General features: G+C 55.5%; 22 protein-coding genes and 1 pseudogene. 14 read left to right on the top strand and 9 right to left on the bottom strand.

The annotated features are described in order from the left end of the window. Nucleotides 1-50: 50 nt before the first annotated feature. The 8 genes and pseudogenes from HSX43_RS19010 to HSX43_RS18975 form a co-directional block, all read right to left on the bottom strand. Nucleotides 51-686, bottom strand: a pseudogene (locus HSX43_RS19010) (aspartate/glutamate racemase family protein); the annotation flags it as partial. An 89-nt stretch (nucleotides 687-775) separates the two neighbouring features. Then, on the bottom strand, nucleotides 776-1,405 hold the full coding sequence (locus HSX43_RS19005) for a VOC family protein (RefSeq protein WP_179381724.1): 630 nt from the start codon (nucleotides 1,403-1,405) through the stop codon (nucleotides 776-778). A gap of 9 nt (nucleotides 1,406-1,414) precedes the next feature. Next, a complete protein-coding gene (locus HSX43_RS19000; RefSeq protein ID WP_179381723.1) occupies nucleotides 1,415-2,170 on the bottom strand; it encodes an SDR family oxidoreductase in 756 nt (251 codons plus the stop codon). Further along, nucleotides 2,167-3,051, bottom strand: coding sequence for a BKACE family enzyme (locus tag HSX43_RS18995; RefSeq protein ID WP_179381722.1), 885 nt, complete (start codon nucleotides 3,049-3,051; stop codon nucleotides 2,167-2,169). The genes HSX43_RS19000 and HSX43_RS18995 overlap by 4 nt, the downstream gene beginning before the upstream one ends. An 11-nt stretch (nucleotides 3,052-3,062) precedes the next feature. After that, on the bottom strand, nucleotides 3,063-3,977 hold the full coding sequence (locus HSX43_RS18990; protein WP_179381721.1) for an alpha/beta fold hydrolase: 915 nt from the start codon (nucleotides 3,975-3,977) through the stop codon (nucleotides 3,063-3,065). Continuing rightward, nucleotides 3,964-4,269 carry an ArsR/SmtB family transcription factor gene (locus HSX43_RS18985; protein ID WP_179381720.1) on the bottom strand — a complete coding sequence of 102 codons (306 nt, stop codon included), beginning with the start codon at nucleotides 4,267-4,269 and terminating at the stop codon, nucleotides 3,964-3,966. The genes HSX43_RS18990 and HSX43_RS18985 overlap by 14 nt, the downstream gene beginning before the upstream one ends. A gap of 305 nt (nucleotides 4,270-4,574) precedes the next feature. Then, nucleotides 4,575-5,912 carry an NAD(P)/FAD-dependent oxidoreductase gene (locus HSX43_RS18980; RefSeq protein WP_179381719.1) on the bottom strand — a complete coding sequence of 446 codons (1,338 nt, stop codon included), beginning with the start codon at nucleotides 5,910-5,912 and terminating at the stop codon, nucleotides 4,575-4,577. Continuing rightward, complete coding sequence (locus tag HSX43_RS18975) at nucleotides 5,909-6,157, bottom strand: (2Fe-2S)-binding protein (RefSeq protein ID WP_179381718.1); 249 nt, start codon at nucleotides 6,155-6,157, stop codon at nucleotides 5,909-5,911. The genes HSX43_RS18980 and HSX43_RS18975 overlap by 4 nt, the downstream gene beginning before the upstream one ends. Nucleotides 6,158-6,345: 188 nt before the next feature. On the opposite strand from HSX43_RS18975, the gene HSX43_RS18970 reads away from it, so the two are divergent. The 6 genes from HSX43_RS18970 to HSX43_RS18945 are packed head-to-tail and all read left to right on the top strand — an operon-like array spanning nucleotide 6,346 to nucleotide 13,036. Continuing rightward, the gene (locus HSX43_RS18970; protein WP_179381717.1) at nucleotides 6,346-7,899 is read left to right on the top strand and encodes an ABC transporter substrate-binding protein; all 1,554 of its coding nucleotides are present in this window, start codon (nucleotides 6,346-6,348) and stop codon (nucleotides 7,897-7,899) included. A 57-nt stretch (nucleotides 7,900-7,956) separates the two neighbouring features. Next, nucleotides 7,957-8,898, top strand: a complete 942-nt coding sequence (locus HSX43_RS18965; protein WP_179381716.1) for an ABC transporter permease — start codon at nucleotides 7,957-7,959, stop codon at nucleotides 8,896-8,898. Further along, nucleotides 8,895-9,773 carry an ABC transporter permease gene (locus tag HSX43_RS18960; RefSeq protein ID WP_179381715.1) on the top strand — a complete coding sequence of 293 codons (879 nt, stop codon included), beginning with the start codon at nucleotides 8,895-8,897 and terminating at the stop codon, nucleotides 9,771-9,773. Before HSX43_RS18965 ends, HSX43_RS18960 begins: the two co-directional genes overlap by 4 nt. 19 nt (nucleotides 9,774-9,792) lie before the next feature. Further along, complete coding sequence (locus HSX43_RS18955; RefSeq protein WP_235962774.1) at nucleotides 9,793-10,737, top strand: ABC transporter ATP-binding protein; 945 nt, start codon at nucleotides 9,793-9,795, stop codon at nucleotides 10,735-10,737. Then, the gene (locus HSX43_RS18950) at nucleotides 10,734-11,696 is read left to right on the top strand and encodes an ABC transporter ATP-binding protein (protein ID WP_179381713.1); all 963 of its coding nucleotides are present in this window, start codon (nucleotides 10,734-10,736) and stop codon (nucleotides 11,694-11,696) included. The genes HSX43_RS18955 and HSX43_RS18950 overlap by 4 nt, the downstream gene beginning before the upstream one ends. Continuing rightward, a complete protein-coding gene (locus tag HSX43_RS18945) occupies nucleotides 11,675-13,036 on the top strand; it encodes an MmgE/PrpD family protein (protein WP_268884099.1) in 1,362 nt (453 codons plus the stop codon). The genes HSX43_RS18950 and HSX43_RS18945 overlap by 22 nt, the downstream gene beginning before the upstream one ends. Here the strand turns inward: HSX43_RS18945 and HSX43_RS18940 are convergent. Further along, a complete protein-coding gene (locus tag HSX43_RS18940) occupies nucleotides 12,981-13,868 on the bottom strand; it encodes a LysR substrate-binding domain-containing protein (RefSeq protein ID WP_179381711.1) in 888 nt (295 codons plus the stop codon). The genes HSX43_RS18945 and HSX43_RS18940 overlap by 56 nt on opposite strands. Nucleotides 13,869-13,985: 117 nt before the next feature. Here HSX43_RS18940 and HSX43_RS18935 point away from each other — a divergent pair, with 117 nt between their 5' ends. The 8 genes from HSX43_RS18935 to HSX43_RS19885 form a co-directional block, all read left to right on the top strand. After that, nucleotides 13,986-15,119 (top strand): NAD(P)/FAD-dependent oxidoreductase, encoded by a 1,134-nt coding sequence (locus tag HSX43_RS18935; protein ID WP_179381710.1) that lies wholly within the window; start codon nucleotides 13,986-13,988, stop codon nucleotides 15,117-15,119. A gap of 17 nt (nucleotides 15,120-15,136) precedes the next feature. Further along, nucleotides 15,137-15,514, top strand: a complete 378-nt coding sequence (locus tag HSX43_RS18930; RefSeq protein ID WP_179381709.1) for a RidA family protein — start codon at nucleotides 15,137-15,139, stop codon at nucleotides 15,512-15,514. 140 nt (nucleotides 15,515-15,654) lie between these two features. After that, on the top strand, nucleotides 15,655-17,064 hold the full coding sequence (locus HSX43_RS18925) for a Glu/Leu/Phe/Val family dehydrogenase (RefSeq protein ID WP_179381708.1): 1,410 nt from the start codon (nucleotides 15,655-15,657) through the stop codon (nucleotides 17,062-17,064). Nucleotides 17,065-17,363: 299 nt separating this feature from the next. Then, complete coding sequence (locus tag HSX43_RS19740; RefSeq protein WP_328795549.1) at nucleotides 17,364-18,272, top strand: MATE family efflux transporter; 909 nt, start codon at nucleotides 17,364-17,366, stop codon at nucleotides 18,270-18,272. Between the two features lie 30 nt (nucleotides 18,273-18,302). Further along, nucleotides 18,303-18,863 carry an MATE family efflux transporter gene (locus tag HSX43_RS19735; RefSeq protein WP_328795548.1) on the top strand — a complete coding sequence of 187 codons (561 nt, stop codon included), beginning with the start codon at nucleotides 18,303-18,305 and terminating at the stop codon, nucleotides 18,861-18,863. Then, nucleotides 18,860-19,291 carry a glyoxalase superfamily protein gene (locus HSX43_RS18915; RefSeq protein ID WP_179381707.1) on the top strand — a complete coding sequence of 144 codons (432 nt, stop codon included), beginning with the start codon at nucleotides 18,860-18,862 and terminating at the stop codon, nucleotides 19,289-19,291. The genes HSX43_RS19735 and HSX43_RS18915 overlap by 4 nt, the downstream gene beginning before the upstream one ends. A 124-nt stretch (nucleotides 19,292-19,415) precedes the next feature. After that, nucleotides 19,416-19,787, top strand: coding sequence for a YybH family protein (locus tag HSX43_RS18910; protein ID WP_179381706.1), 372 nt, complete (start codon nucleotides 19,416-19,418; stop codon nucleotides 19,785-19,787). A gap of 40 nt (nucleotides 19,788-19,827) precedes the next feature. Continuing rightward, on the top strand, nucleotides 19,828-19,948 hold a 121-nt coding region (locus tag HSX43_RS19885; RefSeq protein ID WP_179381705.1), incomplete at its 3' end, for a VOC family protein.

Below are 19,948 nucleotides of genomic sequence, written 5' to 3'. Positions count from 1 at the left end.
CGGACAAAACGGCCGTCCGAGCGAAGCCGCCGGACGACTGCTTTCGTTTATCAAACATCTCGAACAATGAAATCGACGCAGGCTTTGATATGAACGCTCGTCGAATCCGCGACGGGCACGCCCCCAAGCAGGTCTTCTAAATTCAACATCGGCAGCTCGGTGCAGGCCAGCGCAACAGCGTCGATCTGATCCTGGGAAATGACTGATTTTATAGCGTCTGCAATCCGCATGCGCGATGCCCCGCTGACGCTCCCTTTTGACAGCTCATTGTAAATCACGTCATGGACGAAGCTCTGTTCTTCATCCGGTAGAATTGAAAGCTCTACTTTCCCCCTGAGCTCATTGGCAATTTGCCCGAAGTAATAATCCTCTTTCGCGACGTAGTTTGTTCCCAAAAGGACAGCACGTTTCGCGTCAGATTGTTTGAGAGCTGCTGCGACAGCCTCTCTGATATCCAGAAACGGGACAGCTACAACATCATGGATCGGATCAGCGACTTTGTGCATTGTGTTTACCGCCAGTGCGATGGCCTCTGCACCTGCATCTTCGAGACGCTTTGCGATATCGGCCAGTTCTTCTCCGGCTTGATGCCAACGACCTGCAAGCTGGTGGTCAACGATGCGTTGGAAATCAACGCTGGCCATGAGCAGCGGTGCTGAATGCAAATTGCCCATCCGTGCTGCGACACCACGATTGAGGCCCGCCTAATAAAGCGCTGTGGATTCCCAGCTCATGCCCCCGATAAGGCCCAATGTTCTCATGTCTCCAGCCGCCGTCATGTCAAAATCCTTCGTTCCTGTGGTGTATCAATTTCCGCAGTAAGCAGCATCGGGCCTGTGCAGATTGTTATTGAGTTGTGATCAATGCGGTCTCCGATCAGCCGCTCAATCGTGTCTGCCTCTGGATGGCGAATAGACAGCGCGTGCAATCTGCATCCAAGATCGGTCATACGGGATGCGGGGTGCGCCCCTTTGGGCCATTCGATCAAAGTGGGAAATGCGCCGTCGAGAGGCATAGAGCCGTCGTCCGGAACAGAGATGAGCCAGTTCAGCTCGCCGCGTGTGATGGGTGTCGTCTTGCCACTCGATGGATGCGCTTCAGAAAGGGTAGTGGTTATGTCGTCGGTTGCAAGCACCCATGTCCCAAGGACGGGCGAAGCATCGAAGCGATCAAGATCAAACCATCTTGGACGATCCGGTGCCTGCGCTTGTGGATCAACGGCTATGAGTTCCAGGAACATCGTATCGCCCAGAGACAGCAGCCGATTGTGCGTTCCCATGGCTGGATGTGCGCCGCCTGCGGGCATGTCGATCCCCAACATGGTTTTGATATGGGCCGCGCCCTCATCAAGCGTACGGGCCACAACCGTTATATGATCAAGAACGAGAGGTCTTTTGGATGTCATAAGGCGTTCCTAACGCAGGGTTTCAAAATTGCCGCAAAGTCCAACCGACTGACCGGAAATCGAACGTGCGGCGGGTGACGCCAGAAACCACGCAAGCTCGGATATCTCTTGTGGATCAATCATGCGCTGCATTGAGACATTGGCGACCTCCGTCCTGCGGGCCTCATCGACAGAGATATTCACGGCGCTCGCTTTGTCAGACAGGACTGCATCCATACGTGGCCCCGAAACTGACCCCGGCAGAATAGCATTCACAGAAATACCGCATGGACCTAGTTCCATCGCGAGCGTTTCTTTCAGCCCGACAACGCCCCATTTCGCCGCCGCGTATGGGCTGCGCATGGGCAAACCCAATCGCCCGGCAGCGGAGGACATCAGAATAACTGTACCGTGGTTTTGCGCTTTCAGATGGGGGATGGTTGCCCTCAAAAGCGTATACTGTCCGGTGAGGTTCACGGCGATGGTCTCTGACCAGTCGTCGGGGGAAACATCTTCGAGATTGGCGGTTGGTCCTGCTGTACCAGCGTTTGCGACAACCGTCGTCAATCCCCCCATCCGTTTGATGGATTCCGCGACGAATAACTCTACCGTATGCGCATCCCGTACATCGCACACTTCGGCAAAGGCAAATTCATCCGCGACAAACGCGACAGATGCTTCATCAACATCGCAAATCGCGACCGCAGCACCCTGCGCAGTGAAGTGGCGTGCCATATTCAGGCCAATACCACCTGCACCTGCCGTTATGATCACCCGTTGTGTCATGCGGTCTTCAGTCCAAGAAGTTCGCGGGCCTCAGAGGGTGACATGACCTCACCACCAAGTGTGTTGATAATGTTCGATGCTTTGGAAACCAGTTGTTCGTTTCGCGCAGGAACGCCACGTTTGAGATAGAGATTGTCTTCAAGGCCAACCCGAACATGCCCGCCAAGCAGAACAGCCTGAGCCACCATTCTAAGTTGGTCACGCCCGACGCCAAAGGCTGACCAAATCACATCATGGTCGCGCACCATGTCAGCCATTGCCTTCATGGCCGTCGTGTCCGCTGGTGCTCCATAAGGGACACCAAGACAGAACTGGATCATTGCGGGCGCATGAAAGACGCCATCCTGCAACAGCTTCAGTGCGTAACGCAGATGGCCGAGATCGAAGACTTCCAGTTCTGGTCTGACGCCGAGCCGTCGAATGTCTTCGGCCCCCAGGCGAATATATTCAGAGGTGCTGATATAGACGAGGTTGCTGTTGCCCACGTTGTATGACCCGCAATCGAGCGTGCAGATTTCGGGGCGCAGCTTGTCCACATGGGACAAGCGGATTGATGGCCCCACTAAGTCTGTCCCCTCTAGCAAAGGGAGGGGGTCATCCGTTCCGAAAACAGCGTCTCCGCCCATGCCAGCGGTCAAATTGATGATGACCTGCTTGTTCTGATCCCTGATCCGTTCGACCACCTGCGCATAAAGATCATCATCGCGCGACCCTTCGCCGGTGTCAGGATCACGAACGTGTAGATGAACGATGGCCGCCCCCGCATCCGCAGCAGCGAGTGCCGATACCGCAATTTCACCGGGTGTCACCGGTACATGGGTGCTGCGTTTGGGGCCGTCACCGGCCCCTGTAACAGCGCAAGTAATAAAGGTTTTCGACACTAGACACCTCGTTATGCTGCAATACTTAGAAAGCTATTCAGAGCCGCCAGCGCGTCATCTGGAGCTTCCTCTGGAATAAAATGGCCTGACGGCATTGGCGCGAATTGTGGATGATCGCACCACCCACGCCAGACGCCTTCAACATCAAAGTGCCGCCCCACGACCCCCCGTTCACCCCACATAACCAGTGTCGGACATTGGATCATTCTGCCGATGTCGCGATCCGCCTGATCATGCTGTCTATCAATGTGGAAACCTGCGCGGAAACACTCGCACATAGCCGTGATCGCCTCCGGCGTCTGGTTGGAGGTGAGATATGCCTCCAAAGCCAAGTCATCGTATCGCACCACTTTGTCAGACAGGCCCAACAGGATCAGACGCAGAAACCCGACAGGGTCTCCGGCGATCAGTCTCTCGGGTACCGGATGGTCTTGGGTCAAAAATGAGAAGTAAAAGTAATCCTGCGCAATCTGCGCATTCGACTGTTCGTAGAAATCCAGCGCAGGAATGACGTCCATCACGATGAGCCGTGTAACGGCCTCGGGGTGATCCAGCGCGAGTCTTCGGGCCACGCGCGCGCCACGATCATGCGCGACAAGCGCGAAAGTCTCGTGCCCGAGTGCGCGCATGACATCCAATTGTTCCTGCGCCATTTTGCGCTTGGTATACGCGTTGGCACTAGGGTCATGGCCAGGCTTGTGCGTTTCACCGCGCCCACGGATGTCCGTCAGGACAACTGAAAAACGATCCGTCAATTTGGGGGCTAAATGATGCCAGCATAGATGTGTCTGCGGATCGCCATGCAGCATCAGCAACGCAGGGCCCGTGCCAGCCACTAATGCAAGCACTTTCCCGTCAGCAACATCGACCCACTGACGCTTGAAGCCCGGTAGTAGCGCTGCATCGGCCTGTTCAAAGATGGTCATTGATCCATCCTTTGAAGTCCACGATCGCCGCTTCGTTACGCTCAAAAAATGACCAGCGTCCAATTTTGTTTACCGACAAGAAACCAGCCCGTCGTAGCAGTTCCAAATGGCGACTCACAGTTGGTTGCGCCATATCCAGTTTTTCGGTCAGCAGAGTGACGCAGACGCCGATCTCGGACGGTTTGCCCGTAACCTGATGTGAAAAATGTACGTCAGGTTCCGCAAGCCAACTGAGAATGGAGAGCCGTACATCACTTGCGAGGGCTTTGGATTGTTCAAGTCGATCAGTCATAGTTTTTTTTGATACATCGTTACAAAGCTATGAGTCAATGCAATTTTACAAAACAGACGTTGATGCAAGGCGCAGCATCGGTGATTTTGGGCTCACAGTAGCCATTCGCAGCTGTGCAGGAATGCCGGAATGAAGTACGAATTTTGAGTTCGGCAGGGCGCAATGTTCGATTTTTGTTCTTATTCGCATAAGGTATATTATGTAAAGTTTGAACTGGCCTGATTGCTATGTATGCCAAATAGACGTGCAAATCTGACAGATTGTAATTGGTCCCAGAACTCTGTGCGAAAAACGTCGACGTGCTTCTATTGGTCGAGCTTCGCAAGTGCTGCAAAACTCACTGGAAGTACCGGGTTGCGCGCGCGCGGCAAGCCGATTTGATCACTCGTACTGTTCGTACTGCTAGCCGCAAAATCTGCGAGAGAATGGCTACACAGGCGACCTTGACATGGGCCCATACCGATACGAAGCGCGCGTTTGATTGCGTTTGGGTCGGTCCCGTGCGTCTCAATGGCGTCGGTTACGGCTGAAGCGCGGACCATTTCACAACGGCAGAGAACAGTTTCCGACGTCGCAGCTTTTGCCGTCTGAACCGGCGGATACGCCCGGTCAATGAACTTGCGGAACGCCTTTTGGCGGGTCATGCCGCGACGATCTGACTTTGATACCGTCTCGCCACACGCCCTGCGGGCGGCCATACGGCCAGAAATAATCGCTGCGTTGACCCCTAGTATGCCCGCACCATCACCCGCAACTTCGATTACATCGCTACCCGTCGCGTGCCAGGTTTGTTGTTGCTCGGAATAGACGATGTTGAGGTCAGCTGCGCGAATGGGATTGAGGTTTGGCACGATCCCGTCATGGATAAGCACAGTGGAGGCTTCGATATCAACAACTTTGCTGGTCTCAAACCGCACGCCCGTCGCACGATCGGTCCCTTGAATTGCAATATCATGCGCATTGCGCCAGACAGGTGTGCGACGAAAAAGACGTTTCGCCAGCAGGCCGAGACCTTTCATCGCGATCTTTGGCGCAGCGGCAGCCCCCATAACCTCAGGAGCGGACGCCAAGAGCTGTGATGAACCTGCCGGCTCAATCATGGCATGGACGGGACGGCCTGCGACCGCAAGCTGTTCGGCTAAAAGAAGTGGAAGCGGTCCAGTGCCGATGATGACAATTTTGCCTGCCGGCAAATCACCTCCCGACTTCATCTGGATTTGTGCGGCACCGACACCCATCACGCCGGGGAGCGTCCAGCCTGGCAGCGGCATCGGGCGTTCCTGCGCGCCTGTTGCCAGGATTACCTTTTTTGCATGTCCAGCCTTTGAACTTTTGGGTCCGTCAAAAGCAAACCCACCATCCGCATCCAGACGCCAGAGGCGCGTAGACGGATGATATGAGATATTGTCGGCCTCGACTTCATTCGTGAAGGCTTTCAACAGCTTTGCGCCCTTCGCATAATCAGGGCCAAAAATCGTCAAACGATGCGGACGCGATGTCTGATTGCTGCCCAGGAACGCGTAGATGTTTCCTCCGGGCTCCGGTCGATTGTCTACTATGACGGGTCTCTTCCCAAGTCGGGCAGCTTCTATTGCGGCAGACATTCCAGCGGGGCCCGCGCCTACAATGAGAAGATCAATCATGACAGTCCTCGATTGATTTGCATCCCATCGCGAACCTTAACGACACATGCTTGTTGGTTGGGAACGCCATCGATTTCAACGAGACACTCGAAACAAACCCCCATCATGCAGAACGCAGCTCTCGGCGAGCCATCAACGGGATGTTTGCGGAAAATCGGCACTGGCTGGCGCAATAAGACGCTTGCAAGAAGCTCGTCAGCTTCCGCAGCGCAGGGTTCGCCATCAATATGAATCTCTATCGGCATTGCTCTAGTCCTTTCGTAAGAACCTGCCAGACCCTTCGTATTATTTGAAGATTCGATTAGTGCTGGTCGTATGCAAAAAGGTTATATGCAATCAGTATAACCTTTGGTAATCCTAATAGGGCTAATCGGTATTTGACGTTAAGTGCCCGCTTGGGTCTGCTAACCTCGCATCAACAGTGGAGGAAAAAATGAAATTCGTAAAATCAACCATGGCGGCGGCGCTTCTTGCGACCAGTGCCCTAACCCTGCCAACAATCACGCAGGCGCAGGAGCTCACAATGGCCGTTGCGGCGCAAAGTGCCGGTCAACTCGACCCGCATGTCTCGACTCGCACAGAAGACAAAGTTGTCTTCGCGATGGTTTTCAATGGTCTCGTGCGTTTCGCACCCGGCTCCATGTCTTCAGACGCGATTGAGCCTGATCTGGCAGAAAGCTGGGAAACGTCCGAAGATGGCCTTGTCTGGACTTTCACGCTGCGCCAGGGCGTGCAGTTCCACGGTGACTACGGTGAAATGACCGCCGAAGATGTGGTCTACTCGCTGAACCGTGCTGCTGACCCGGATCGGTCCAGCGTTGCGTCGGACTACCGCGCCTTTGAATCCGTCGAGGCCGTCGATGACTACACAGTGCGCATCACGCTTTCCGAAGGAATCCCGAGCCTGCTCGGCGTCGTCGCCAACTATCACGGCGGTAACATCGTCTCTGCCCGTGCGGCGGAAGAGCTGGGTGAAAACTTCGCAACCAATCCGGTCGGAACCGGCCCGTTTGCCTTTGGTGAGCTAGCCGAGGGTCAGTTCGTACGCCTGACCGCGCATGAAGGCTACTTCCGCGGTGCACCGCAGCTCGATGCGATCACGATCCGATACATCTCCGAGACAAGCGCGCGCGATCTGGCTTTCCAGACCGGCGAGTTACACATGATCGAAGGCGAGCGCGAAAATCGTTGGGTCGAAAACACAACCAGCGGCGGTGAGATTGCAGTCGATGTGTTCGAGCCAGGTGAGCTGCGCACGCTGCACGTCAACACGACTGCTGAGCCTTTTGACGACATTCGTGTCCGTCAAGCACTAGCCCATGCGATCAACCGCGAAGAGCTGATCGCCTTCGCCGGTGATGTGGTTGCGCGCGGAAATGAAGCGCCTGTTCCTGATGGTTACATCGGCCACGAGTCCGATATCGACTTCCTGCCCTATGATCAGGACCGTGCCCGCGAGTTGCTGGCAGAAGCCGGGTATCCAGACGGTGTGACCGTGCCGATCGCAATCACGGAGCGCGCATCGCTTTTCGGTCCAATGCAGGTGATCCAAGCGCAACTGTCTCAAGTCGGCATCAATCTCGAATTCGAAGTGATGGAGCATTCGGCCTGGCACGCAGCCATTCGTGATGATGTCAGCCCGCTCGTGCTCTACGGCGCGGCCCGTTTCCCGGTGGCAGATACCTATCTCACGCAGTTCTACCACTCCGACAGCATCGTGAATACGCCGACGGCCGTGACAAACTTTTCGCACTGCTCGCTGGCGGACGAACAGATCGTGGCGGCCCGCTCCGAGCCTAACCCTGAGCGTCAGCAAGAGCTTTGGAGCGAGGCACAGCAGCTTCTCGTGACAGAGGTCTGCTCGATCCCGCTTTTCGAGCTATTGCAGGTCTGGGCGCGCGCTCCCGAAGTTGACCTCGGCTATGAGCTGGAAGGTTCCCTGTCGCTTGGTCCGGTGATCACCGAACAGACGACACTTTCGGAATAAGCTTAAAATCCGGTGAAGGCGGTCCTGCCGCCTTCACCAACTTGGGGAGGGCTTTTCGTGGCCAGATATATCATTCAGCGGCTTCTGAGCACGATCCCGACCCTGTTCGGGATTTTGACAATCGTGTTCGTCATGATCCGCATCGCACCGGGCGATCCTGCTCTGGCTATTCTTGGCGACAATGCGTCTCAAGAAGCCTTGAACGCCTTTCGTGAACGTATGGGACTCAATGACCCGATGATCGTTCAATACTGGGACTTTTTGAAAGGTCTATTCAGCGGGAGCCTTGGTACGTCGATGGTGACAGGAACACCCGTCACAGAGTCAATTGGCGAGGTGCTACCTTTCACCCTTGAACTCGCATTTGGTGCGATTTTCTTCGGGGTAATCATTGGTGTGCCGCTTGGCATCATCTCAGCGCTCTGGCGTAATGGCTGGCTCGACTACTTCTTTCGTGTGGTCTCGTTGCTGGGGCTGAGCTTTCCGGCCTTTCTGACGGCAATTCTGCTCATACTCTGGCTATCCATCGAATGGCGCATCTTTCCGGTTATCTCGACCCCGACATCCGGCGGTCTTTGGGATAGAATCTACAACCTGATCCTTCCCGCCCTTAGCCTCGGTCTGATCATGGTGGCCTATATCATGCGCAGCGCACGCTCGGCCATGCTCGATGTTCTCGGCGAAGACTATATCCGCACCGCCCGTGCGAAAGGCGCACCTGGTCGCCGGTTGATCTGGCACCACGCGCTTCGCAACGCGCTCATACCCATCGTCACGGTTGTCGGCCTCTATTTCGGATTGTTGATCGGCAACGCGGTTCTGACGGAGATCATCTTCAACCGGCCAGGTCTGGGCAAGCTGATCGTTCTGTCGCTGAACCAGCGCGACTACACGACGCTCCAAGGTCTGATGGTGGTCTCCGCCCTGATGATCGTGATCGTAAACCTTCTGACGGACATCTGCTACGCGCTGGTCGATCCGAGAGTGAAATTAAAATGACAACTGTGGATACAACACCCCCCGCCTCCGAGACCCGCTCGACCGCTGCCTCGCTGCTGCGTCTCGCCCGGAAAAACAAGCTCTCGACCTTCGGCCTTGTCATGTTCGTGCTGATCCTGCTGGCAGCCGTCTTCGCCCCGCTGATCGCTCCGCATGATCCTCTGGCACAGAACATCGTGGACCGTCTTCAGGACCGCTCGGCGGAATATCCGCTCGGCACCGACAAGTTTGGTCGCGATACCTTCTCCCGGATCCTATACGGTCTGCGCGTTTCGCTTTTGATCGGCTTAACCTCGACAGCGCTCGCCATGGTCCTTGGATGTGCTCTTGGCATCATTGCCGGATATCGCGGCGGATGGATCGATACGGTCATTATGCGTTGCATGGACATGCTTTTGGCTTTCCCGACGCTGATCACTGGCCTCTTCATCGTGGCGGTCCTCGGAGCCAACTTCATCAACATTGTGCTGGCTATTACCGTGACGATCCTGCCGAAGTTCGCGCGTGTCGCCCGCGCACCGACGATTGCCCTGAAAGAACGTGAGTTTGTCGAAGCTGCGCGTGCTCTTGGGTATTCAGACACGCGGATCATGAGCATTCATATCGCTCCAAACATCATGGGCGAAGTGGTCGTACTTGCGTCGCTCTGGGCGGCCTATGCCATCCGGATCGAGGCCTATCTGTCATTCATTGGTCTTGGTGTCGCGCCCCCTACTCCGACGCTTGGTACGATGATCCGCGATGGGTTCAACAACATTCTCGATGCGCCTTACGTGTCGATCTATCCGGGCTTTGCCGTCCTTCTGGTCGTTCTGTCCCTCAACCTCGTTGGCGACGGTCTGCGCGACGCCATTGATCCAAAGCTGAGAGACTAAGACTATGACCTCTCCACTCATGCAGATCGAAGACCTCTCGATCTCCTTCAAAATCGACGATGAATGGTGTCGTGCCGTCAACGGCATTTCCTTTGACATCATGCCCAACGAAACCTTGTGTATCGTGGGTGAGTCCGGCTGCGGAAAAAGCATCACGGCCATGTCTCTTATGAAGCTTCTGCCTGATAGCGCAAAGCTTGGCGGCAGCGTGATGTTCGGCGAACGCAACATGTTGTCGCTAAGCGAACGCGAGTTGGAGGACGTGCGCGGCAGTCGAATTGCCATGATCTTTCAGGAGCCGATGACTTCGCTCAACCCGGTGCTCACCGTCGGTGAACAAATTGCCGAACCACTAGTCTTGCACAAAGGTATGAGTTGGTCGGCGGCGCGGAGGGAAGCCCGCAACCTGCTCGATCTTGTTCGTATTCCGGATGCGCAAAAACGGTTGGGTCAGTATCCCCACGAATTATCCGGCGGGATGCGTCAACGCGTCATGATCGCCATCGGTCTGGCTTGCCGCCCGGAGATCCTCATCGCAGACGAGCCTACAACCGCGCTCGATGTGACGATTCAAGCGCAGGTATTAGCCCTCCTAGAAGACATTCGAAAGGAACAGGGTCTCTCTATCGTGATGATCACACATGATCTTGGTGTCGTAGCGAATGTCGCTGACCGGGTGGCCGTGATGTATGCGGGCGAAATGGTGGAAACCGGTCCGGTCGAAGCGATCTTCGACGCGCCATCTCATCCCTACACGCAAGCGCTTTTGCGCACGGTTCCCCGTGCTGATGCAGCCTTCGAGCTTTCTCCCATTTCTGGTCAAGTGCCCCCGATCCAGGCCATGCCGGACGGATGCCGCTTTAGTCCGCGCTGCGCAGAGGAACACCGTGCTTGTCGCGTCACACCAAAACTTAGCCCCGGCCCGCATTCCGTGGCCTGTTGGGCACGGGAGGGCGCGGCATGAATGATCTGCTTGTTGTTGAAGGTCTCGGAAAAACCTTTGGGTCGAAGAAGTTTATGCAGGCGGAATACGCAGTCACAGCCCTGCGCGACGTGTCTTTCACCATCGGCGAGGGCGAAACTGTCGGTGTCGTAGGTGAATCCGGTTGCGGAAAATCAACGCTGGCCCGCTGCGTCCTTGATCTGATCACGCCAACCACGGGCTCAGTCTTGTTCGATGATACCGACCTGACAGCGCTCGATGCAAAATCGAAACGTGAGATGCGCAGCCGTATCCAGATGATCTTTCAGGATCCCTATTCCTCGCTGAACGGAAAACGCACCATCGGCAAAACTCTGGCGGAGCCGCTTTGGGTGCATGAGGGGGTGCGGTTCAAGGATGCCCTGCCCCGCATTCATGCGGTACTGAAAGAGGTCGGAATGCCGATCTCTGCGGCGGACAAGTATCCGCATGAGTTTTCCGGCGGTCAGCGCCAGCGTATCGCAATCGCGCGAGCGCTGATCCTCGAACCCGATCTGGTCATCGCTGATGAAGCGGTGTCTGCACTTGATGTGTCGGTGCAGGCTCAAGTGCTGCTGTTGATGCGTGGTATCCAGAAAGAGCGCGGGCTGAGCTATCTGTTCATTACCCATGATCTTGGCGTGGTGCGCAATTTCTGCGACCGGGTGCTGGTGATGTATCTCGGAAGTGTCGTTGAAAGCGGGCCGGTGGCCGAGCTTCTGACCAATCCGAAGCATCCCTATACCAAATCCCTCAGAGACGCGGCCCCAATCCCGGACGTGTCGAAGCGACAGTCACTTGCGCTACTTGAAGGCGAAATCCCGTCGCCGGCAAATCCACCCTCAGGGTGCGCGTTTCATCCGCGCTGCCCGCGCGCCACCGACATCTGCCGTAAGGAAGCACCGAAACTCGAAGGCACGACTGATCAGCGGATGTTCGCATGTCACAACCCGGAACCGTAGGCACCGCCTTCCCGGAACTAGCCCGGATCGCCACATCGTTCGAATTAACCGACGACGCACGAATGGGTGCGATCGAAGCTATTGCGGACACGGTGACAGCCTCCGCTGCAGCTCCGCGGTTCGCATTTGCGAAACCCGTACAGGATGCCTATGGCGTGGGGCATTCCGCGATCTGGTTCACCGGAAAAACCGCCTCTGCGATCGGTGCTGGTTTTGCGAATGCCATGACCTCGGCCGCGCTTGATCTCGATGATGGTCACAGGGCGTCGCGCGGCCACCCGGGTGCCGCTGTCGTCCCGGCTGTATTCGCAGAGCTCGACCAACTTTCCGCCGACAGAAAATCTGTCACAGATACCTCTGTCCTGCGCGCGGTCGCAGTCGGCTATGAGGTCGCTTTGCGTATCGCCGGGGCCAAGAGCTTCTATGCCAGGACCGGGTTCTGGGCGGGGATTGCTGCTGCTGCTGCCGTAGGCAGTCTCCGCAAGCTCTCTACCCGCAAGTTCGCCCATGCACTTGCAATCGGAGCGGAAACGGGGCCGCATATGGCAACTACAACAGCCCCGCCCGCTTGGCCGCAGCCTAATGGAACGGATGTAAAAGAAGGCATTCCGTGGGGCGTTGTTACCGGCATGGCCGCCGTGCCATTGGCCAAGGCGGGTATGACGGGGCCGCTCGATCTGGTTGATCATGCCCCTTTCTTCGATGTGGATGATATACTGGCCGAGCGTGACCGACCGATGGTCTGCGAAAGCTACACCAAGTTTCACGCAGCCTGTCGCCATGTTCATGGGCCTGTCGAGGCTGTCGCTCAACTGATGGCAGAACACGATCTAACATGGAAAGATCTGCGCGAGGTCTCGGTCGAAGCCTATAGCGGTGCCTTGCGCATACCGAACCTCCATGAGCCGCTGACGGTTGTCGATGCGCAATACTCGATACCCTATTGCATTGGCCTCGTGGCGCTCAAAGGACTGGGGTGCCTTGCAACGATGAACGTCAGCGATCTTGGCAACAAGGACGCGGAAGCGGTCGCGCGTCGGGTGAAGGTGTCAGTCTGCGACGAGTTTGAAGCCGAATTCCCAAGCAAGACATTGGTTCGCGTGACGATCCGGACAAAGGATGGCGAGTTGATAAGCCCCGTCACCACGCCGAGTGGCGAAGCGGACGACAGACCGGATTGGTCTCGTCGTTCTGACAAGCTCGTGGCAGTGACGGAAGCCAGTCTGTCCAAAGCGACGCAGGCTGATCTGGTATCGGCGATGGAAGACTTGCGGACAGGCGATCTTACAGCTTTGCGCGCGCAGATGTTTTCTCATCACGAGCCGCCTCAAGGGCGCTGAGCACCAGATCGGTGCTGCGCCGTTCGCGTCCGTCTACGGGACGGACCGATTGGACTTGTACGCGAAGCGTCGGCGTAAAGGGGCGGAACGTTAAACGGTCATGACTATGTTCCGCAAAGATTGGTGACATGACACTGAGGCCAAGCCCATCGGCGACAAAGGCGCAGCAATTCGGCGCTGTCGTCGCCTGCAAGACGGTATCCGGTTCGATCCGAGCGGCCTCAAGTGCCTTGTCCATCATCTGCCGCGATACGCTGCCCGATGTGAACGATATGAAATTCTGGCCTTGAAGGTCGGAGATGTCGACCACATCGCGTTCCGCAAGAGCATGATCGGGCCGCATGACTGCCACCATCTCTTGATCCAGAAAGAGATTGGTTTGCACCTGAGGGTGGTCCAACTCGCGGGCGATGATCCCCAGATCCATTTTCCGAGACAAGATACCGTGGGAAATGAACTCCGAGCTGCGCACGATGAAAGAGATGCTGATGTCAGGGTGATCCTGACGGACAATCTGCGCAGCACGTGACAAAAGGCTTGGCGGGAACCCAGGCATGACCCCCACCGTAATCTGGCTGCGCTCCTTTGCACGGATCGCCGCAATTGCTTGGCCGATTTGATCAACCCCTGACAGGATACGGTCGATTTCTTCATAGACGCGCATACCGCGCTCGGTCACGACAGGCCGGTTCGAGCTGCGGTCAATAAGCTCCATGCCGATATCCAACTCGAAATTGTTGAGCAGTTTACTGACCGCAGGTTGCGAGACATAGAGCGCATCAGCGGCTTTCGAGACACTGCCGTTTTCGACAAAGGCCTTGAATGCCTCCAACTGCCTCAGAGAGGGTTTCCTCACACCATAACCTTCCGGAATATAAGCCGCGATCTTTGTGCTTTTACATTCTGCGGTGTGGTTCCTACTGTCAAGCTCACAGGAGAGAGGGTCTTCATGACAAAATCAGCGGAATTTGCGGTGGTTGGAGCAGGCGTCGTCGGCGCAAGTATTGCCTATGGCCTGCTCAAACGGGGCCATTCCGTGATCCTTCTCGATGGCGCAAAGACCGATCCGCGCGCGAGTGGCGCGAATTTCGGTCTGGTCTGGGTGCAGGGCAAAGGTCCTGGCGTTCCCGAATACCAGACGCTTACACGTATCTCCTCTGACGCGTGGCAGGAGTTTGCCCGCGAATTAGCGGATGCAGCCTGCGATACCAACAACTCGCTCGCCTATGAGCGCAATGGCGGTCTAGCTTTCACCTTCGGCGAGGACGGTTTTCAGGAGCGAAAAAATCTTCTCAATCGCCTGCACAACGAACGCGGTGCAGATGGAGATGACATTGAGATGATCGACCGCGCGGAAGTCCAGCGCATGATGCCAGATTTTGAACTGGGTGAAGAGGTTTCCGGGGCGAGTTTTTGCTGGCGCGATGGATGTGTGAACCCACTTCGCCTTCACGCGCTCTTGCTTCAGGCCGTAGAAAATCTCGGCGGTTCGATCCACTGGAACGCGAAGGTCAAATCGGTACAAGACAAAAACGGCTCCGGATGGCAGCTTTCGACCGAGGCGGGCGATATGTGGGCCGGCCACGTGGTCGTGGCGTCTGGCCTCGGTGCCAAAGCGATCGCGAAGCAGCTTGGTCTGGACGTGCCTGTGCGCCCCCAGAGGGGTCAGGTTCTTGTCAGTCAGCGAATGCCAAAAGTTATGGGGCTGCCCGCCAGTACCCTGCGCCAGACCGCTGACGGCACTTTCCTTGTCGGAGCGACCAAGGAGGATGTCGATTTCGATGAAGGTACATCGCTTTCGGCAGCTGCCAAGCTCGCACGAAATGCTTTGCGCATCACGCCAATGCTGAAAAACATGAACGTGGTCCGCCACTGGGCGGGACTACGCGTCATGACACCAGACGGTGCGCCGATCTACGATTTTGGTGAAAACGCCAGCGCTGCGGCCTGTCACTCGGGCATCACCCTCGCCCCGATCCACGCCGACCTTTTCGTTAACCGGATTCTTGGCGCAGCCCACGACCCGAAGCTCGATGCTTTCCACCCAAGTAGGTTTGCCGCTCCGGCAATCGCTCAAGACTAGAACGAAGAAGGATTTCCATGATCGAAAGGATCGATACCAAGCAGCGCATGAGCCGGATCGTGAAGCATAATGGTCTGGTCTATCTCTGCGGCCAGATTGGAGATGGCGAAACCGTTGCGGAACAGACGAGCGACTGCCTTTCCCGTGTTGATGATCTTCTCAAGAAAGCGGGTTCCGACCGCAAACACATCCTACAGGCGATTATCTGGCTTTCGGATATGGCCGACTTCGCCGAAATGAACGAGGTCTGGGATGCATGGGTCCCCGAAGGATTTGCCCCTGCCCGCGCTTGTGGAGAAGCTCGTCTCGCCCGCGATGTGTTGAAAGTCGAAGTTATCATTACCGCAGCGACGATCCGGAGCTCGTTAATGTCGAACGGAGAAGGTCATCGATGATCAGTGGTGCTTTCGACCAAACGATGGGTACTTTCTGTTACCTCCCTGTCGTGACTTCCTCACTCCCCTGAGGTTGCGACACCTGCCCCGGCGGACGGTTCCTCCCGATCGTTCGCCGGTTTTTTTGACTGGACGATATGATGCCTGAAAAGCGTGGCTTTCTTGATGATGTAAACCGGATGTTTGACCAGGCTGCTGATCTACTCTCTCTCGAAGAGGGCCTCGCCCGGAAGATCGGCGTCTGCAACATGACCTATATCATCCGGTTCGGCGTTCGCTTGCGTGGGCAAATGCACACTTTTGAAGGCTGGCGAGCGGTTCATTCGAACCAGCCCAGTCCAGCGAAAGGCGGTATTCGTTACTCTCCCACTGCCAATATCGAAGAGGTTGAAGCGTTAGCAGCATTGATGAGCTACAAATGCGCTCTCATGGATGTTCCTTTTGGTGGCTCGAAGGGGGCATTGAAGATTGACCCAGGCGATTGGGAACAGCATGAACTTGAGCGCATCACACGTCGTTTCACCCAAGAACTGGCACGCCACGATTTCCTTAGCCCCAGTCAGAACGTTCCTGCACCAGATGTCGGCACCAACGAACTGACTATGATCTGGATCGCAGATGAGTATCGTCGCCTGAAGCCAGACAACATCAACGCGATGGCCTGTGTCACCGGCAAACCGCTAGCAGCTGGCGGAATTGAAGGCCGGATCGAAGCAACTGGGCGCGGGGTTCAATATGCCATTCAGGAATATTTTCGGAACGAGCGCGATCTTGCACGGTCCGGTCTCTCTGGAGAGTTGGCAGACAAATCAGTCATTGTCCAAGGCCTCGGCAACGTCGGATTCCATGCGGCGAAGTTCCTTAGCGAGGAAGATGGATGTCGCATTGTAACCGTCATCGAACGGGACGGGGCTATTCGAAATACTGATGGGCTAGACATTCAGGCTCTGAAAGAACACCTCAGCAAAACAGGCGGTTTGCAGGGCTTTACGGGAGGTGAATATGACGCTGACGGCGCAACGGCCCTGGAAGACGATTGTGAAATCCTAATTCCTGCGGCTCTTGAAGGTGCCATTCATTCGGACAATGCCCACCAGATCAAAGCACGTTTGATCGTAGAAGCTGCCAATGGTCCTGTGACGTTCGATGCCGATAGACTTCTTCAGAAGAGGGGGGTGGTCATAATTCCCGACCTCTTCGCCAATGCCGGCGGCGTTACTGTCAGCTACTTCGAGTGGGTGAAAAACATTACACACATTCCCTTCGGACTGATGGAGCGCAGGCGCGAAGAAAAGACGAACCGAGCGCTTGCCGGCTCGATCGAGAAAATGACAGGCAACAGCTTTCCTGCGGACACAGTCCAAAGTTTTATGGATGGCGCTCGCGAGATCGATCTGGTGCGCTCGGGTCTAGATGAAAAGATGCGATCCGCCTATGCAGAGATGTCTCGCCTTTGGAACGAAGAGCGTAACATTCCGGATCTCAGGACTGCGGCCTATTCAATCGCCGTGAAGAAAATTGCAGGGGTATATCAAGCCCTCGGTATCTGATCTCTTTTGTCATCTTATTAGGTTCGGGGCGGGCCCAACTCTCTTGGGGAGCATTACAATTGCAAGCGGTCATTTGATTTTTTTGGCCATGCATAAGCAAAATTATAGGCAGGCGCGCTTTGCGCTGGAGCGCGATACCCACAACACGCCGATATGGCGTAAGACCTACTATGTTGAATTATGAGTTTGAACGTCGGCGGCAAACTTCGAAGTCACGCTAAGTCGCTTGACTGCCCGGAGGTTCACCACTATCCGATGCTCAGGTCGTAGACACCTGCCTTCCGCTGACGTTCGTCTTGGTGAAGTTCTACGAATTTGCGTCTCAATCGACTTCATTCCGCTTTTCGCGCGGATGGCAACGCGGATCCCATCTCAAGCTGCGCGATACGGCTGGAGCGATATGGGATATGAGTAATGCGACCCCTAATACATTCACCGATGGACCGATTAACGTCATCTATTTGAAGACCGCGCTACCGATCATCTTTGTGATGGGTATGAACGGGCTGCTGTCCGTCGCGGATGTTCTTTTTCTTGGTATCTATGTTGGTCCCGACGCCCTGGCCGCCGTAACCTTGATGTTCCCAATTTACATGCTGATCGTTGCACTCTCGACACTTGTCGCGAACGGCATGTCGAGCATTCTGGCACGGTCACTTGGCGCGAACGACATCGATGAAGCTCGCGCCACTTTTGCTGGTGCGCACGGTCTAGCGATCGGTTTGGGCTTTGTCCTAGTCGTGTTGTTTGTGCTGTTTGGTCGGCCAGTCACATTGTTGGCTGCCGGGGGGAGCGAAACACTTGCTGAGATGGGATTGATCTACCTGTCAATTACAGTGTTCTCCTCGCCTTTTCTGTTTGTGCTGTCAGTGAACTCCGACGCGCTGCGTAATGAAGGGCGCGTCGGATTCATGGCGGCAATGAGTTTGTTGGTCTCGACCGCAAACATCGTCTTCAACTATGTTTTGATAGCAGTGCTCGATATGGGCGTTGCCGGATCGGCATACGGTACTGCGGCAGCGCAAGCACTGGCATTTTCTATCATTTTCGCATTTCGCTTCTTCGGTGAAACGCCGTTGCGCCCTTCGACTCTGTTGTCGCATTCTTTGCGCGCGAATTGGGGACAAATACTTGCTCTGGGTGCTCCACAAAGCCTGAATTTCATTGGGCTTGCGCTTGGTTCAGCCGCGATTATCGCGGCACTGTAATGGGTCGGGAAATCGGGCTATGCGGACACCGTGACTGCATACGGTATCATCACTCGTGTCATCACCTTTGCCTTCTTACCGTTGCTTGGACTGTCGTTTGCCATGCAAACCATCACCGGCAACAACTACGGGGCTCAACTGTGGTTACGGTCAGACAAAAGCTTGCAGGCGGCTCTTTGGGCGTCATTCGTCTACTGCATCGTAGTGCAGGTGATCGTCATGAGCGCTCCGGGCCAAATTGGAAGTGCGTTTGTCGAAGATCCTGCCGCAATTGCAGAGGTCACAAGGATCTTGCCGATCATGACCTGCGTGTTTTTCTTGATGGGTCCACTGATGATAATCGCGACCTATTTTCAGGCAATCGGAGCAGCTAGGAAGGCCGCGCTGTTGGGGTTGACCAAACCCTATGCTCTCGCCATTCCGCTCACATTTTTGTTGCCGATCGTTTTCGGCGAGGTCGGCATTTGGTATGCTGGTCCAACCGCGGAAGTGTTGATGCTGGCCCTTACCGCAGTTGTCTTGTGGTATTCATCAAAAGGGACGGCATTGAAATGGGGTCTCTTCCACACAGAGCAGCGGGTCGTCCAATGAACACGCAACCACCGTCGTTGATTGAAGCCAAAGAGAAGGCCAAGCAGCTACGCTCCAAGATGTCCAAAAGCGGTTCCAAGATCGGGCATGCGCAGTCCTTGGAACGCGTGGCGCATCAGCATGGGTTTCGAGATTGGAATTCGATGTTCGCCGCTATCGGCAAAGACCGACCCATGGCTTGGAACGTTGGAGACCGTGTAACAGGAACCTACCTGTCTCAGCGCTTCTCCGCCCATGTGACTTCCGTATCTGCGCTTCGACCAGGCTGGTTCAAACTGGTGCTGCAGCTTGAGCAGGCGATCGATGTTGTCACATCGGATGCGTTTTCGAACCAGCGTCGGCGAATACGAGGCGTAGTCGGGCCAAAGGCTTTTTCGATCGAACGTACAAGCAATGGTCAACCCCATCTGCAAATTGACGTTCGTTAGCGGACAGTTTTGCAGGTTGTTCGAAGAGCACGCGCCGTGGAATTTTGGCTAGGATGACGCTTTGTCCGTTGCTCGGCGCCGCCGATGCCCTGTGAGATATTGATAGAACCGGAAGGGATACGAAGTGTCAGCTGCCAATTTCATCAAGGATTATGAAGCCGCGCTCGGAACGCAAGATTGGAACGAAGTCGGGCCGTTGATCGGAGAGGACGCCAGAATTGTCTTTTCCGATGGCTCCCTTTTTGAGGGAAAACTTGCGATTCAAGCGGCTTATGAGAGGAATTTTGCGTCCATCGAGGGAGAGAGCTACCGGATGGAAAACATTCGCTGGTTGGCGGAAAGCTCTGATACCGCCGCATACATGTTCGACTACTATTGGGCAGGTTACATTAGTGGCAAAGATGCCTCAGGCTCAGGCCGTGGCACTGCGGTTCTTGTTCGAGCAAAAGGCAAGTGGGTTCTCATCGGAGAGCAACTTGGTCCAATGAATAAGTAGCCGATACGGTCGAACACGTGTTTGAAAGGTAAAGAGTATAGTGGCTCTCCGTTTCCATCACATCGCCATCATTGCTAGCGATTATACCCGTTCAAAAGCATTCTACACTGACGCCCTCGGGTTCGAAATTATCCGCGAGACCTTCCGTGAAACCCGCAACT

Source organism: Jannaschia marina (assembly GCF_013404595.1).
Classification (GTDB): domain Bacteria; phylum Pseudomonadota; class Alphaproteobacteria; order Rhodobacterales; family Rhodobacteraceae; genus Jannaschia; species Jannaschia marina.
This window is presented reverse-complemented; position numbering and strand designations above follow the sequence as displayed.